The organism is Paenibacillus sp. FSL H7-0323 (genome assembly GCF_038002725.1).
Taxonomy (GTDB): domain Bacteria; phylum Bacillota; class Bacilli; order Paenibacillales; family Paenibacillaceae; genus Paenibacillus_AQ; species Paenibacillus_AQ odorifer.
The window spans coordinates 3,195,504-3,210,164 of sequence record NZ_JBBODB010000001.1; the positions used below are offsets into that span (position 1 = coordinate 3,195,504).

Annotated in this window: 23 protein-coding genes; 2 read left to right on the forward strand and 21 right to left on the reverse strand. The window is 42.2% G+C overall.

Features of this window, described 5'->3' with window-relative positions; all coding sequences use genetic code 11:
- Positions 1-9: 9 nt before the first annotated feature.
- The 8 genes from MHH89_RS14590 to MHH89_RS14625 form a co-directional block, all read right to left on the reverse strand.
- Positions 10-339 (reverse strand): nucleotide pyrophosphohydrolase, encoded by a 330-nt coding sequence (locus MHH89_RS14590; RefSeq protein WP_341087422.1) that lies wholly within the window; start codon positions 337-339, stop codon positions 10-12.
- A gap of 101 nt (positions 340-440) precedes the next feature.
- Positions 441-650: a hypothetical protein gene (locus tag MHH89_RS14595; RefSeq protein WP_341087424.1), complete on the reverse strand. Its 210-nt coding sequence runs from the start codon at positions 648-650 to the stop codon at positions 441-443.
- 240 nt (positions 651-890) lie between these two features.
- Positions 891-2,120: a hypothetical protein gene (locus MHH89_RS14600; protein ID WP_341087425.1), complete on the reverse strand. Its 1,230-nt coding sequence runs from the start codon at positions 2,118-2,120 to the stop codon at positions 891-893.
- Positions 2,121-2,168: 48 nt separating this feature from the next.
- Positions 2,169-3,236 (reverse strand): DNA cytosine methyltransferase, encoded by a 1,068-nt coding sequence (locus MHH89_RS14605; protein WP_341087426.1) that lies wholly within the window; start codon positions 3,234-3,236, stop codon positions 2,169-2,171.
- Positions 3,233-3,769 carry a transcriptional regulator gene (locus MHH89_RS14610; protein WP_341087428.1) on the reverse strand — a complete coding sequence of 179 codons (537 nt, stop codon included), beginning with the start codon at positions 3,767-3,769 and terminating at the stop codon, positions 3,233-3,235. The genes MHH89_RS14605 and MHH89_RS14610 overlap by 4 nt, the downstream gene beginning before the upstream one ends.
- A 48-nt stretch (positions 3,770-3,817) precedes the next feature.
- Positions 3,818-4,528 carry a hypothetical protein gene (locus MHH89_RS14615; RefSeq protein WP_341087430.1) on the reverse strand — a complete coding sequence of 237 codons (711 nt, stop codon included), beginning with the start codon at positions 4,526-4,528 and terminating at the stop codon, positions 3,818-3,820.
- Between the two features lie 274 nt (positions 4,529-4,802).
- The gene (locus MHH89_RS14620; RefSeq protein WP_341087433.1) at positions 4,803-5,375 is read right to left on the reverse strand and encodes a hypothetical protein; all 573 of its coding nucleotides are present in this window, start codon (positions 5,373-5,375) and stop codon (positions 4,803-4,805) included.
- A 442-nt stretch (positions 5,376-5,817) separates the two neighbouring features.
- Positions 5,818-6,429: a restriction endonuclease gene (locus tag MHH89_RS14625; RefSeq protein ID WP_341087434.1), complete on the reverse strand. Its 612-nt coding sequence runs from the start codon at positions 6,427-6,429 to the stop codon at positions 5,818-5,820.
- 109 nt (positions 6,430-6,538) lie between these two features.
- Between MHH89_RS14625 and MHH89_RS14630 the strand changes: the two genes are divergently transcribed.
- Positions 6,539-6,877: a hypothetical protein gene (locus MHH89_RS14630; protein ID WP_341087436.1), complete on the forward strand. Its 339-nt coding sequence runs from the start codon at positions 6,539-6,541 to the stop codon at positions 6,875-6,877.
- Positions 6,878-7,123: 246 nt separating this feature from the next.
- Entirely contained in the window at positions 7,124-8,188 is a 1,065-nt protein-coding gene (locus MHH89_RS14635) for a GTP pyrophosphokinase (RefSeq protein WP_341087438.1), read from the forward strand.
- Positions 8,189-8,268: 80 nt separating this feature from the next.
- On the opposite strand, the gene MHH89_RS14640 is transcribed toward MHH89_RS14635, so the two are convergent.
- The 13 genes from MHH89_RS14640 to MHH89_RS14695 form a co-directional block, all read right to left on the reverse strand.
- Positions 8,269-8,745, reverse strand: coding sequence for a hypothetical protein (locus MHH89_RS14640; protein ID WP_341087440.1), 477 nt, complete (start codon positions 8,743-8,745; stop codon positions 8,269-8,271).
- Positions 8,746-8,883: 138 nt separating this feature from the next.
- Positions 8,884-9,474 carry an HNH endonuclease signature motif containing protein gene (locus MHH89_RS14645; protein WP_341087442.1) on the reverse strand — a complete coding sequence of 197 codons (591 nt, stop codon included), beginning with the start codon at positions 9,472-9,474 and terminating at the stop codon, positions 8,884-8,886.
- A 3-nt stretch (positions 9,475-9,477) separates the two neighbouring features.
- Entirely contained in the window at positions 9,478-9,708 is a 231-nt protein-coding gene (locus tag MHH89_RS14650) for a hypothetical protein (protein WP_042188703.1), read from the reverse strand.
- Between the two features lie 2 nt (positions 9,709-9,710).
- Positions 9,711-9,893, reverse strand: a complete 183-nt coding sequence (locus MHH89_RS14655) for an IDEAL domain-containing protein (protein WP_341087444.1) — start codon at positions 9,891-9,893, stop codon at positions 9,711-9,713.
- Between the two features lie 32 nt (positions 9,894-9,925).
- A complete protein-coding gene (locus MHH89_RS14660) occupies positions 9,926-10,753 on the reverse strand; it encodes a hypothetical protein (RefSeq protein ID WP_341087446.1) in 828 nt (275 codons plus the stop codon).
- Positions 10,754-10,777: 24 nt separating this feature from the next.
- Positions 10,778-11,188 carry a RusA family crossover junction endodeoxyribonuclease gene (locus MHH89_RS14665; RefSeq protein WP_340033494.1) on the reverse strand — a complete coding sequence of 137 codons (411 nt, stop codon included), beginning with the start codon at positions 11,186-11,188 and terminating at the stop codon, positions 10,778-10,780.
- Positions 11,139-11,336, reverse strand: coding sequence for a hypothetical protein (locus MHH89_RS14670; RefSeq protein WP_341087448.1), 198 nt, complete (start codon positions 11,334-11,336; stop codon positions 11,139-11,141). The genes MHH89_RS14665 and MHH89_RS14670 overlap by 50 nt, the downstream gene beginning before the upstream one ends.
- Positions 11,317-11,520: a hypothetical protein gene (locus MHH89_RS14675; RefSeq protein WP_341087450.1), complete on the reverse strand. Its 204-nt coding sequence runs from the start codon at positions 11,518-11,520 to the stop codon at positions 11,317-11,319. The genes MHH89_RS14670 and MHH89_RS14675 overlap by 20 nt, the downstream gene beginning before the upstream one ends.
- Positions 11,520-11,699, reverse strand: a complete 180-nt coding sequence (locus MHH89_RS31345) for a DUF6906 family protein (RefSeq protein WP_445739128.1) — start codon at positions 11,697-11,699, stop codon at positions 11,520-11,522. Before MHH89_RS31345 ends, MHH89_RS14675 begins: the two co-directional genes overlap by 1 nt.
- Positions 11,629-11,925, reverse strand: coding sequence for a hypothetical protein (locus MHH89_RS14680; RefSeq protein ID WP_341087453.1), 297 nt, complete (start codon positions 11,923-11,925; stop codon positions 11,629-11,631). The genes MHH89_RS31345 and MHH89_RS14680 overlap by 71 nt, the downstream gene beginning before the upstream one ends.
- 10 nt (positions 11,926-11,935) lie before the next feature.
- Entirely contained in the window at positions 11,936-13,354 is a 1,419-nt protein-coding gene (gene dnaB, locus MHH89_RS14685; protein WP_341087454.1) for a replicative DNA helicase, read from the reverse strand.
- Positions 13,347-13,691, reverse strand: coding sequence for a hypothetical protein (locus MHH89_RS14690; protein ID WP_341087455.1), 345 nt, complete (start codon positions 13,689-13,691; stop codon positions 13,347-13,349). Before MHH89_RS14690 ends, dnaB begins: the two co-directional genes overlap by 8 nt.
- Positions 13,678-14,658 carry a hypothetical protein gene (locus tag MHH89_RS14695; protein ID WP_341087457.1) on the reverse strand — a complete coding sequence of 327 codons (981 nt, stop codon included), beginning with the start codon at positions 14,656-14,658 and terminating at the stop codon, positions 13,678-13,680. The genes MHH89_RS14690 and MHH89_RS14695 overlap by 14 nt, the downstream gene beginning before the upstream one ends.
- Positions 14,659-14,661: the final 3 nt, after the last annotated feature.

A 14,661-nucleotide genomic window follows, 5' to 3' on the forward strand; every position in this document is an offset into this window, starting at 1 on the left:
GAAATCTCCCTATAGTTCTGTGTATTTTTTATTAGATCCGAATGCTTTATCAACAGGATACTTATCAGCATTCTTCTTTAATTTATTAAGCAATACCTGGCTTGGATCAATTCCAAGATCGTGACACATTAGCAAGGCGTAGTACATTACGTCTGCCAACTCATCTTGAATCTCGTCTCTTTTCTGATCAACGGCCTCTTCACTACTTTTCCATTGAAACAGTTCAAGAAGTTCGCTTGCCTCTAGATTCAATGAAATAGCAAGATCTTTGGGATTATGGAACTGACTCCAATTCCTTTCGTCTCTAAACGCGACGATTTTATCGATTAACTCATCCAATGTTATTCACCTCGTCTCATGTTTCGACAAAAAGGAAAGCTTTACCTTTAAATTTTACAGACAATAATAACAGAGAATGTTTTCAATAGAATTACTATAGATCACAATTCATCCTTCTGCAGCTCAATATCTATCTCAATCAGCTTCTTTAAATCGTCAACCGTCTTGATCTCAATCCGTCCGTCTTGGAAGTCCTTGACCCATTTGGCTATGCCAGCTTTAACAATCTTGCGATACTGCGCCTTACTCTCCAGGATACCAGCCATGACTTCGAGCTCATGCTTCAATAAAATTTCATCTTGTGTTCCCATTTACGTACCCCTCGACTTTCCGTTATGATGGAATGCGAGACAGCGGATGTCTGAGAATGCCACGCGTGGCGCGCCGCTGTCTCAGCCGGGGGATACCCTGGGTGATTGGGAGGACGTTAGCGCGTCCTCCTTTAATTTCAAGAAAAAAAACCGCCCATAAATAGACGGTGGTTTTGTGTGAACGTTTTTTTAATTAGTTGAAAACTCAAGCAATAATTACTTTGTTTATAAAATCGTTTGCTATGAATACTTTTTAATTTTAACCCATTTCCCTACTTGTTCTATGGTTTGAAAACCTTTAAATGTCTCATTTTTTACAAGTATTGTAATCAGGTTTTTTAATAGGAAGAACACTTCATGAATAACATTTCCACTAACTTCATGGCTCCCACCATGTGCAATCGCAGATCGTATTCCATAAATATTTTTAATCATTTCTTCTATTTTTAATCGATTATCCAAATCATCTGAAATAATAAAAGCAGCAAACTCCGCCATTTGATAAGTAATTGAAGGTGATACCATAGAACCTCTCTGTTGAAACTGTAATAAAGCCTCTAGAGCAAATACATATTGTGTTAAGGCTCTTGCTTGTTCTTCATCCCGTAAGGCTTTACCTGACCAAGCTATAGCGGAGATAATACGCTTTTCTAATTCGGTCGGATTTTTTTTACCGAGTATCTCCCATAATCTATCATGACCATATTCTGGATCATTAATCGGAAACTTATGAAGAAGAATGGGCTCAATCGCCCCAGTCATCTTACTCGTTGAACTAGTGATCTCGTCTGAAAGAAGGATACCTGTTGTTCTTTTAAAAACATTAAAATTAAAAATACCTACATCATATCTTTTTTCTATGTCACCGATCATAAATCGGATAGTATCTTCAAACTGTCTTAACCTCAAAAGCGCTTTTTCATTAGCTCTCGATGCATCTCTAGCTTTTTCGACAACACTAATAATAACTTCACTTTCTAGGGATATTTGATCTAAATCATCTAGTTCATCTTCACCATGTGGATAATTCTCCAGTAAATGCTTTCGGTGAATTTTTGTATTATAAATTGTGTAAGGTCCTATTATTAATGGGTGACCTTTAAAATATTCCGCACCATACAAATGATACAATACTTCGAATGAATGGATTGGCTCACTCTTGAAATTTTTAAACAAGTCTTTTATGTGGTCTAAGACCAGTTTATCCTCATCAACACACTTTCGGACTAATATGAATAATTCAGAGTGTACTCTATCTCGTGAAATAGTGTCATATATCTCTCTGTCTTTGGTCCACATGTACTCAACAGTGTCAGTAAATGCTTTAACATTGTCTATTCCACGAAATGTTAGGGCATCATCACCCATTCCATTACGCATATACGGTTCTCCTATTTGTCTCTCTACGTATCCCTGTTCCACTTTTAACAGTAAATCATTAACCATATTTAAAACTTTAGAATGATCCATGGACTCACCTGCCAACTAGATATATTTTCTTTCAAGAATAACATAGATTTAGATATATGGATATTTACACCTTTTCATATATTTTTCACTTAAGCATTGAAGATTGATCTGCTCCGCTACCTTCTTCATCATCAACGGCGGGACGCTCATACCGCATACATATTGCACATTTGCATCCATAAAATCATAGTCGGCTGGAAAAGTCTGCATACGAATAGCATCCATATCGCTGATGTGTTGCGGCTTATCGGTCCTGAGAAATACAGATGAACTGGCTAAAGTGTTAGCTACCTTCTGATCTTTAAGCAGGATCGTGTTGAAGTTACTCATTTTCCCTTCTTCTCGTTCAGTCACATCGCCCATATTCAAATCTGGTGGACGTCGCTTGTGCCAGCGAGTATATGTCTTGCTGTCTGGATTTATCGGAGAACCGTTCCCACTACGAATATCTCCATATAATATAGGCGGCTCGTTGAATTCTAATTGGAGCAATGGAAAGTTTTGATCATCCCGAGAAGCGATAAAGAAAAGGCGTTCCCTTTTTTGAGGAACGCCCATAGTAGCCGAATTTAGTAGAAAGAGCTGCGGTCTATACCCGAGCTCTCGGAAGCGAGACAAGACCAGACTAACGAACCCACGAGCCTTACCAACCATCATTCCGCGAACGTTCTCAGCGACAATTACTCTAGGTCGAAGTTTCTCTGCAACGTCCAAAAAATCGAAGAAAAGGTCATCCAGTCGCTGCACTGCCTGTCCTTCGCGGAAAGCGTACTCTCCACCCCACTTGTCCTCTCTAACTCCTGCCATAGAAAACACGCTACAGGGTGGAGATCCGTCTAAGATATCTAGGTCAAACAACTCAGGTGGAAGCTCTAAATTAGGTAGCTCCTTGAAATCCTGAATGGGCATGAGAAAGGGATACTTCGGCTTATGATTCTGCCGATAGATCCGCATCATCTGTGGATCGATTTCTACATTACCCAGCACCGTGTATCCAGCCAGCTTATATCCCATCGTGGAGCCACCACCACAGGAGAAGCAAGAGAATACCGTTCTCCCATTCTTCGGCACGCTGGCAAGATCTGATAACCTCCAATCCAAAGCTGGGCGACTCATGATACTTCCTCTTTATCAAAGACGAATCCACAACGAGGACATTTGCAGTCAAAGCGTGACTCATCGAATTCACTCACATCCAGCTCACGGTTCTGAAAGTCTCCAAGCTGATCAGCAGCCGGCTCAGTGAAATCAGCGATTAACCTCTCGGCCTCTCCTGCATTAAAACCAGACAGTTCTAAATCAGCCCCGCCTTCCTGTAGCTCATTTAGTAGCTGCGCTAGTGCCTCATCATCCCAACGGCCAGAAACTTTATTAAGCGCCAGATTAAGTAGCCGCTCCCGCTTAGGGTCAAGGTTAACAACCGAAACAGCCAGCTCCGTGCAGCCTTGCTCATTCACCAGCACCTTGTATCGTTGGTGGCCACCGACCATGTTGCCAGTCTGCTCATTCCAGACGATCGGGTCAATGTAGCCGAATTCATCCAGGCTGCGGCGAAGCTTCTCGTATTCTGGATCTCCCGGCTGAAGGTCGACGCGTGGGTTATAGATAGCTGAATTGAGTTGGTCAATCGGTATAATTCTGATATCCATATGTATGCTCCTTTTTAAATAAAAAAGCACCATGAGAATCCAGGTGCTTTACTCACTATTTATGATTGTTTTATAACGCTCTTCCAAACCATTACTTTGCATTAAAAACATCATATGTTGATCGTACTTATTCAAAACATATATTAAACACACTTCAGAATCCGAAGTTTCGACATTTAGTATATCTTGTAAATTTTTTTTTTGATCAGGGCTTACATCTACTTCAACAATAAATTGAAGTATTTGTTTATAAATTTGAAAATATCTAGGAAAATTATATTTTTCTCGGTTGAATTTTTTTTGAATATTTGATTCTTCAGCTTGATAAAATAAATCTATGAAATCATATCCAGACCGATTAAGTTTAACATGACCACTTTCTTCATCCCACTTGTAATATTTGATGTTCTCTATGGCTTTTGCTTTTACTTGGAATAAATATCTTAGTGTATCTTGATATGATTGATATTTCGTTAATTCAAGTTGTCTTTTTGTATTTTCAACTTGATGCTGTAGTTCTTTAAACTGATTATCAAATGATTTCCTTTGGATTTTTAAGTCCTCTCTTTGCAAGAGTATTGTATAAATCAGTCCTGCAAAAGCAAGACCTGAGAACAAAGCATTGACGGCCCCAAACATATCTCCAAATGTCCCAGCTTCTAATTCTGTTTTTCCGTACCATGTTGGTATGAAGTACCACGAAGCTCCCCACAGGAAAATTATCACCATAACTATAAGTAAGAAGTGAACCTTTTTCATTGATTAACCCTCTTCTTTCACTGAGATATATCTTCCAGTATCAGACAATAAATATTATCGGTCAAGGAAGAATATAGCGTAGAGTGAGCTTTCTTTGAGTTGAGTTGGTTTTTCATCTTTGGGCAGCCGCAAACTCAGCAAGAGACGAAGAAAACCTGCCCACCCTGCTCTTTTCCACGCGTGACCAAACAAACACACGTTCCTGAATATATGGCCTCAAAACGGCTCACAGAAGGCCGTTTATAGACATAAAAAAAGCACCTTTTGCGGCGCTCTATTTTTCCTTATTCGTAAGTTTTTTCAGCTCTTCTTCTTTTCCCTTGGCATATTGATCAATTTCTTCTTTGTGTCGATTTAATAACTTAACTTGTAAACGATATATCTCTTTAGTAGGAGACATGCGTCCTTGTTGATAGATGTTCAGATCAACTTCACATTGTTTCTTGAAAATTGCTATTATCGACTTAACTTCTAAGTACGCCTTGTATATTTCTTGAGGAATATAGTCGTCATTGATTTGATTTAGTTGGAACATATAACTGTTCAATGATTCTAGCTGATAAGGAAGTAGTTCTATTCGATATTGAATAGTGTTGTTATCATCTTCCATCATTTCAGTAATACTATCAGCTGTAATCAAAAACCAAACAATCCAATCGTTTAAAACATAATAACTTTTTAAAAAGTTATGCAGCTCTTTAATTCTAGTCCTTCTGAATTCATGATTGACCTGTCTCTTAAACAAATAAATAGCAATTCCACCTGCAAGTAGAGCTCCAAAGAATCCACCAAATGTTTGTATCCATGCATCTGGACTAATACTTAGAGAAAATGTAGTAAGGCTCATGCCAATTTAACCTCCCTTAATGGAACACATTTCGACACTCAGGGAGGTTTTTCCTTCTGACATTTCACTCTGGCACAAAACTGTGCAGTTCCTTCCCAACGTCCCCATATACACCCCTTACATTTATTCGGCTGATGGGGTGGATCTTTTAAGCGACGCTGCTTTTGCTTCTTCAAAATAATTCCCCCAATAAAAAAAGCCGCCCAACAATGAGCGACTTAGGTTTATGTATTAAGTTACTGTTTGCTAATAGCCTGGACAGATCAGTGGCGTCCGCTGGGCATCCGCAGCAAATGCGCTGCGCTCTTTGCTAAAATCTTTACGGACTTTGTAACAAAGGAGGACAAGATCATTTTACTGATCCAGTGAAATAAGAGTCAAAGCCAACAACATTGAATAACAGTCTTGAGTATATCATGCTTTATATTTCTCACTATTTCACTTAAGCGCTCGTCTTAGCATTATTGACTTTTTTAGCAGCATTCATCTTCTCTCTCATTTGGAGGAGCATTTCAATAAGCTCTTCACGGCCGATAAGACGAACATTATTTGACTTTGCTAGTTTGTAGGCCTGCTCAGTATAATCTCTGTTCGTTACAACCCAAGCAGCTGAAGCACCGTAATGCGAAACTGCGCCACGAACCTCTTGAACTGCCTTTAGTCCAACATTCTTGCTATATCGCTTAGCCTGGACAACTATTCGTTTACCATCTTTAGATAAGACCAAATCAGCACCATAATCACCCGCTGCCTGTGTAACTTCAGCTTTGTAGCCTTGGGAGCGGAATAGATGACCAAGGTACTGTTCAAACTGGACACCTTCCATATTATCAATCTCTGCAATACCAGATTTCTTTAAACGTTCAGCGTGCTTCTGCCCTATCACAATCATTACTGAAACTACAATAGCCACACCAACAACCGCTCCAATTATAGCCCCCTGTACGGTTTTGGTTAGATAGTATCCTCCGAACGCTAATCCCATTGCCGCTAAACCGACCAATCCCTGAAAAAACTCTTCTTCCTGCTTCGCCTTACTCTTTCTTCTAGCCAACTGAAACCCCTCCGCTAAAATCATCGTATAGTTCAACATTCGCTATAAAGGAAGGATTTTCCTCTATTGGTGTCGAACTTTAGACCTATAAATGGAGGTGGCGAGTAAATTGACAAATGTTCTATATCGCTATGAAGGAAGTAATTATAGCATTGCTGTAATTCCAGTAGGTGATCAGTTCGACGTTCGTTTTATGTTTAGAGACAGAGAATGGAGTACTTCAGTAGAAGTCTGCAATTCCAAAAGTCATGCCATTCATGGGGCTAAGCATTTTCCAGAGTACTACGAGCTCGCTCTCCAATATGATTATAAGTTGCACCACTTGGAATTTGTTCATCCAGATGGAAGAACAGTAGATCTGACGTGTGCAATGGACATGGATCGAACTAAAGAATCATTTGAACTACTTTTAATTAATGGTGAAGAAGTCAACCCAATGATAGGTTAAAGAAAAAACGAGAGGAGATACGCTGCAGTTGTGTGCCACAAGTGCAATAGTGCATGTTACTCACGCCTAATTTCCACTCTCTCATAGTATCACGGAATACCAATCAGATGATGCTCATCTTAGGTTCATACTGAGTTCAAATAGCAATCAGATTCTGTATTTTGAGAGAGGAAAATAATGGAATTAAAAACCAAATAGCGAGTTTTATACTAATGTCGAATTATTAACAGAAAATGAGGGAGATAAATGTCGTCAATTCAAAGTAAAAACACAGAGGACTTGAAATCTTGGTATACAGATAATCAACAAACTTACATTAACCTCGCAAAAAAAGTAGAAACGATAATACAAGAGTTATTAGATGCTGAAGGGGTTACATATTATTCAATTACTAGTAGAGCAAAAGATGTCGACAGTTTCTTAAGAAAATCACAAAAAGATAAGTATCAAGATCCAAAACAACAAATTCAAGATTTAGCTGGTATTCGAGTTATTACTTATATGAGAAGTGAAGTAACCAGAGCCTGTGAAATTATAAAACCATTATTCAAAATCGATGAAAAAAATAGTGTTAATAAAAGTAGTGAGCTTGGAAACGACAAAGTAGGCTATCGTTCAGTTCATTACGTTGCATGTCTAACTGAAGAAAGACTTGCTTTACCAGAATACAAAATGTTTAAAGATTTTTGTTTTGAAATTCAAGTAAGAACATTACTTGAACATGCATGGGCTGATATTACACATGATAGAAGCTATAAATTCAAAGGTAATTTTCCTCCTGATTACGATATTGAACGAAGATTTTCGCTAGTTTCTGCAACTCTAGAGCTTGTAGATAGAGAGTTTGACTCAATTGTAAATACATTTAATAAATATGAAAGAGAAACTGAAGGAAAATCTAGAAAAGGTGAATATAATTTGCCTTTAAATGCAACTACTCTTGAAAATTATTTGCAAAATAAACTAAATGATCAAATAAAAAGAGGAGCTCTTACCCCAACTTTTAGAGAAGGTGAGTCAATTATTATCGAAGAATTATTAAACTTCGGTATAAACAACATTGAAGAATTGGATAAAATGGTAAACAGTATGATCAATAAGAATCCAGAAATAATAAAATCAGGTAATAATTTTATAGGTTTATTGCGTGATGTCATGATGCTCACAGATATTGACCTTTATTTTAAAAATGCTTGGCAAAATCACTGGCAGGGATTAGGAATAAGCTTTATAAAAATAGCAAAGAAAATTGGCATAGATATTGATCAGTACATTGATAAATACGAACTAGATGTGCATTATGAAGAATGAATAAATCATTTATACATACAAGAAACCAGAAGAATAGATCTTCTGGTTTTATTGTTACATGATTATATCTCTTTTTTCGCTTACTGATCAATAACCCCCATTAATTTCAAGCTATTTGCAATACTCACTATCCCCTCTAGAAGCTTACGCCTGACCGTGCTGTCACTCATTCCATGCCGGAAGAAAAGAACCGTTTCCTTAAATGAGTGTCCCGCTACGTATCGGTGCTCTATCGCTCGGCGGGTATCTTCATCCTGAATCAACCCAATTGCCCGCTGAATGGTACTTGTATAAAGCTGGTACTGCTCGTACACCCATCGTTGCTTTTCTATCAGAATAACGGCATTGACAGTCTTGTCAGCGTGCATTTCATCTTGATCAATTCGACGTGCGACTTCTCCATCAATAGCCACTTGCTGCAGCTCACTCGTAAATCCTTCGTAATCTCTCATTAATAACATCATGCTTTTAAACTTACAGAGTAGGAACTTCGTCCGCTGGATCTCTGCCTCGTTTGCTGTTGGAAAAAGCTCACCTTGTCCCCAAACCATCGCCATCCCCCTACTCCCCTTTATGTTATAATATCAAAAGAAGAAGGTTAGAAAAGTGCCCCCGGCCCGGCCAAGGTAATGGGGGTCTTTGCATATATTGATTTTCACCAATAGCAAGTCTCTGTCACACTTCAATTCAGTGTATTAACGTTTGCTCCGCTTTCTTTCCCCGATTTTCTGAATAATATCGACCAAAATCACACCGCTCCGCGTGAGCTCAGCATCCTTTTGAATAAGCCCTCTTTTGTTCATGATGGCCAGCTGTCCGCGGGTAACCAGAATCAAATTATCCGGATCGAAATTTCGCCTGTCCCCATCTCCGAATATGACGGCATGTCCCTTCGGAACCGAGCGGCCGCAGTGCAGCTCCCATACGATCAGATGCTTCCCACGCCACATATTAGGATCAGCAATCTTTATATCTACATAATCATCCCCGTTAACCCTCTCAGAGCCTACAGATACATAATTGTGCGGCCTATGGCCCTTCTTGAATTGAGTATCCTCGCCACCAGTCCATAACTTCTTCTTTCCCTTATTGGGTGGAACGCTACCCGGTTTGATCCTGACATCGATTCCGCTCTTCAACCCGTTATTTTTGATGAAGGCTCGCATTTGCGAAGGCTGGATCTCCACGTCGAACTTCTCATTAAACATTGAAGTCAATTCCAGAACATATCGTCCTTGAATGTTGGTGCTAATAAATTCCTTGTGCTCCAAACTGTATCGAAACATTGATTATCCCTCCAGCATCTTAGGGATAGCCGTATTGGCATTCATCTTGTCATCAGAAAGCTTTATTGCATCTAGCACAAGGGAACCATTTGCAATAACTTGAGAAGCGACACTCGTTACAGCCTTTGCTCTGCTAATCTCGTCAGCCAGTTTCTCTCCGGTCAGTTCCTCATCGCTCAACCGCTCTAATTGAGCAAACAAATGATTATTCAGATCCCCCAAAGTATTCCGCATATTCATCCTCCCTTTCTTAATCTATTTAACTCAGTCGAATACTGATAAAAGGCTTCTTCATCTCGCTCATCCAGCGCTTGGTCGACCAGTGTCCTAAGCTCTGAAATCCGATGTTTCCTTACTGCCGTTTCCCAGACCACTTCGATATATTTATCAATTGCCATTGCATAAACCGCAAAGATCAAAGTGACACCTCCCTAGGTAAGAGAAAAGCAGCTTACGCTGCTCCTCCACCCTTCATTTTCTTTGCTGCCAGTTTGCGATATGCGGTCCATCTGGTTGATAGTTGCCCACTAGTCATGCCATTTTCATTAGCGATCTCGCGCCATGTCTTATCTTCATTGATACGTTTCTCCAGAAGAACAGGGAACGGGATTGGCTGTCCTTCATATTCGACTTCAGGAAAGATTGGGCGTTCAGCAAGGATAAAAGCATCCAGTTCTTCCTTACTTGTCTCATCTGCAGAAGCTTCACGTGGATCGGAGCTTCCACCGTTCCCGACTTTTTCTTGTTCTCCTGATTCATCAGGATTACCCTCGTTATCTTGGCCGTCAGTTCCAGCTCCATCATTCAGCCAACCCGGTTCAAGGTCAGCAACTTCGGTCTGCAGATCAGAACCGTCTTCATGCTGGCCATCTTCTGATTGTGTACCAACAGCGTCTTCTCCCGTTTCCGAATCAACAATCTCAAAGTCATCAGTCTTCTGTTCTCCTTCCGAAACACCCTCTTGCTGTTCAAAAAGGTTAGCTTGGTTCGGATCTTCTTCCCCGAGCTTCTCTGTGCTCATCACGATACCGGAAGCATCAGTTATGACACGACGGCCAGTGACTTCCCGGTATATATCTCCGTCCTCTTCATCGAAATCAAAAGCAGCCTGCGGATCTCCCATGAAGACATTGATCTTTTCGCCTTGATTGCTACTGAGGAACAGGAAGTTCTCCTGCATAACTCTCAGCGGAAGCAACAGTTTAATTTCAACCTCCGTGTCGCCAACCTTGATCCCCTTTGCTACCGTTGCACTAAATTTTGCATAATCCTTTATCATATCGATCTTCCCCTCAAGTTTTTATTAGAGTTGCTTGATCTTCACTTCTATACGCGGTCTAGAGCTGTACCGCTTACGAACAAAAGCGTCCACTACCTGGCTATCATCCTTCCAGATGACCCCCTTTAAGGCATCCTTAACACCCTTTAAGTAGTTGTCTGCATCCGGCTTAGTCACTGGGAGAATATCACCACGCTCTGCGGCCGCGGTCTTTTTCTTGCTAAAGCTCTTCGGAGTCGAGCGATAAGCGGTCACTGCGACCCCGAGGGCACCCTCCAGCAGTGCTGCCGGCGCATACTCACTGGCAGCCAATCGGACGTAATCCTTATAATCTCTTGATTTGGCGGGATCATAGGCTCTTGGAAATCCACCGGCAGTGCTAAATTTAGGCCGGCCCTGGGCGACCGGTTCTCCGTAAACCGTAAACTGAATCATTACGTTTTCCTCCTCGATGCTTAGCCGGCATCATCGCTGTATCAAGCACATACACCATGCCTGCCATAACTCCAGTTTCATCCACAACAGCGAAGTAATTTAGTTGCTGGAAGATCGGATCAATCGGCTTACGCTTCTTTACAACCATTAAGATCGACTCCCCTCATTCGTATACCGATTGCTAACTCAAACTCAGCAATACCCTCGTCCACTTCCGCTGGCTCCATGTCCGAAAACTCAGCTAGTAGATCCGTACGTCCCTTGGCAACTCCGGTATCTAGGTAATGACGGCGCATCTGGTTATACACGTGCCAGTAATTCCGCCCGCTCATCAGGCACCCTTGCGGATCGTCCGCTTCTTCGTCTTCCCTTCGACACTGATCTTAGGGATCAATACCAGTTCCGCAGGCGTCTCCCGCTCAACTAACCAATTATCCGGGTTAAGCCGACTGGCCCGGATCGTTTCCTTCTGCCGTCGCGTCGGCCGCTTTCCCTGCTTCATAATCTCCATCCCCCTTATTCAGCTGCTTCCACTCTTCAGGCCACACATACTGGCCGTCAATCATCTGTACGACGATAGAATCACCGCCATCTGTCACCCGTACCTCGCGGAACATCCCTGCCTTACCGTGAAGCTGTGTATAGCGATAAACTTCCTCCGGAGTGTTCAGTGTCACCGAAGGTGTATGCCAGCCGCCCGGTTCCGGGAAGCAAAACCCGTAAAATTGCTCTTCCATATTGGCTCCTTTACTGCGCCCATTGGCGCTTTGCAATGTTCTTCGCATTCCCTGCAGGGGTCTTTCCCTCATGCACATATTCGTAATTAGCAAATTTATTGAAATTTTTCATGAATACCAGTTCCACAGTGCCTACGGGACCGTTCCGTTGTTTGGCAATAATGATTTCAATGATGTTCTTTTTCTCAGTTTCTTTGTCGTAATAATCGTCGCGATAAAGGAACGCTACGATATCTGCATCCTGCTCGATCGCACCTGACTCACGAAGATCACTCATCATTGGACGCTTGTCCTGCCGCTGCTCAACACCTCGGCTGAGTTGGGATAAAGCGATAACTGGCACCTCAAGTTCCCGGGCTATTTGCTTCAAGGTTCGGCTAATCTGTGATACCTCTTCCTGCCGGTTCGCACCGCTGCGCCCTCTACCCTGGATGAGTTGCAGATAATCGATCAATATCATTCCCAGCTTGCCTTCTTTCTTCAACCGCCGGCACTTGGCACGAATCTCATTCACCGTTATACCAGGAGTATCGTCAATGTGAATATCCGCCTCCGACAATAATCCAACGGCCATCGCCATGCGCTCCCAATCATCACCTTCAAACTTCCCTGTTCGCATACGACTAGCATCGATCTGGGCTTCAGCACAAATCATTCTTTGTACAAGCTGTGCAGCACTCATCTCCAAACTGAAGATAGCGACGGTCTCCTTCGCTCGTACTCCGACATTTTGAGCAATGTTCAATGCAAAAGCCGTTTTACCGACCGATGGCCGTGCCGCTACGATAATTAAGTCGTTTTTCTGGAATCCGGCAGTCATCTTATCGAGATCAGTAAACCCAGACTCAATCCCTGTGATTCCGCGGTTTATATCGCGGACGTTGTACCGCTGCTCTGCCTCTTCCCAGACCTGCATCAATGCATCTTTGATTCCAATAAACTCACGTACTGGAACCGTCTGGTCTGAGAGTTTAGATACAGCAGTCTCAGCCATTGCAACGAACCCTTTAACATCCTGCTCCTCCCCAGCATTGCGAAGCAGATCTAGGGCCGTATCAATCGCTTGACGACGAAGGAACATCTCCTGTACTCGCTCAACATAGTAGGCTGCGTTCGCTGTTGTCGGCACTGCATGAGCCAACTTCGACAGGTAACTAACCCCACCAACCTTGTCGATTTCCTCGCTGTCCTGTAGTTGTGAAGTCAGGCTGATCAAATCAATTGGCTGTTCCGCATTGCTGAGACGACGCATCGCTCTGTATATCCGTGCATGTCCTTCGTCGCTAAATTCCCCGCCTTGCAATATATCTGCCGAAGCTTCATAAGCCGACTGATCTATCAAGGCCGCACCTAATACCGCTTGCTCGGCTTGAAGGTCAACTGGCATTTCAATTCCCGCAGCTGCTAAAAAAACCTCACGATCAAGCATTCGTTTCACCTCGAAGCTTCAGCATTACTGTTTCCCAATAACCTTCAGGAGGTGGTTTATGACTAGACACCCATTCATCAAGATTGGCGAAATGTTCTGCAGCAGCTTCCTTGCTGCGCTGGCTATCTTGCAAATCGCCCAGGCGGCCACGAATATTTGCAATTTTCGGCTCTACTGTTTCAGTCAGAATATAGCGATCAATATTCTCTTGGGCTGTTTCCGCCGGAAAATCTTTGAGATATTTATAATCTGCTTTCACCTTTTCGACAGAAGCATCAAAAAACGGGAAATGCTTCTTGATCTCTCGGTAAAGCTGAGCAACTTCAACCACTTCCACGCTTCTTCTCCTCCTCGATGAACTGTTCAAGCTCGTCAATTTCTTGTTGTCGTTGGCTTTTTCGACGCTCTCTTGAGGCTCCCAGGGCGACTGTTCCCTGCTGTGAAGATGCAGGGGGAGTTAGGTACCGCTCAAGAAATGAGGACAATTCATCCCAGCAGCCATAAATAACGGTTTTGCAATACGAGAACGTCCGAATCTTATCCGAAGGTCTCCTCCGTTTAGCTTTCTTCCGGGCAATTGCCAGATCGATGAAAAAGTATACGAGATCCAGCGGCATGGCCTCGTTCGCAATCTCACGAACATGTTCCCAATCAGCAGTAACGGAACTGAGTAGCCCATTACGTTGCATGTAATACTGTTCGATTTTAAGGACACGCTGTTCGACTGTCGGTTTATCAAGATCTATTTGGCCTGTGGAGACGGCACCCACAGCGGCGGTCAGCACCCCGGATCTTGAACTCAACTCTTTTTGATCATCTTCTTCCAAACCATTAATCCATCTATCAATCAAAATCTTTATAATATCTTTATTAGATCGGAAGTTTTCTTCCGGGTGATCGGAACTTTTCTTCCTATCTCCATCCTCCAGATCGGAAATTTTCTTCCTATCTCCTTCGCCAGAGTGGAGATTTACTTCCGGTCTATTTTGATACTTTTTTGAGTTCCGAACACTGAAAATCAGTCCATATGGAGCGCGGGTCACTCGTATGTAACCATGCTCCTCTAATCTTTTAATCCAATCGCGGATTGTTCTTCCGGTCACTCCGAAAGTTTCCTCCAACTCACTGCTGCGGATCGGCTTGTTCCCGAGGACAATACCCCAGACAGTTCCCTCTCTTTCCTTCTCCGATGTCGTAGAGCTGATGCACCACAGGAAAAGCCATATCGCGCTGCCTATTTGTTTGTAATGTTGTGGCTGCAAAAGCCCTGAGTATGTCGGAAACGGGTAACTGCCTTCGGGCATTCA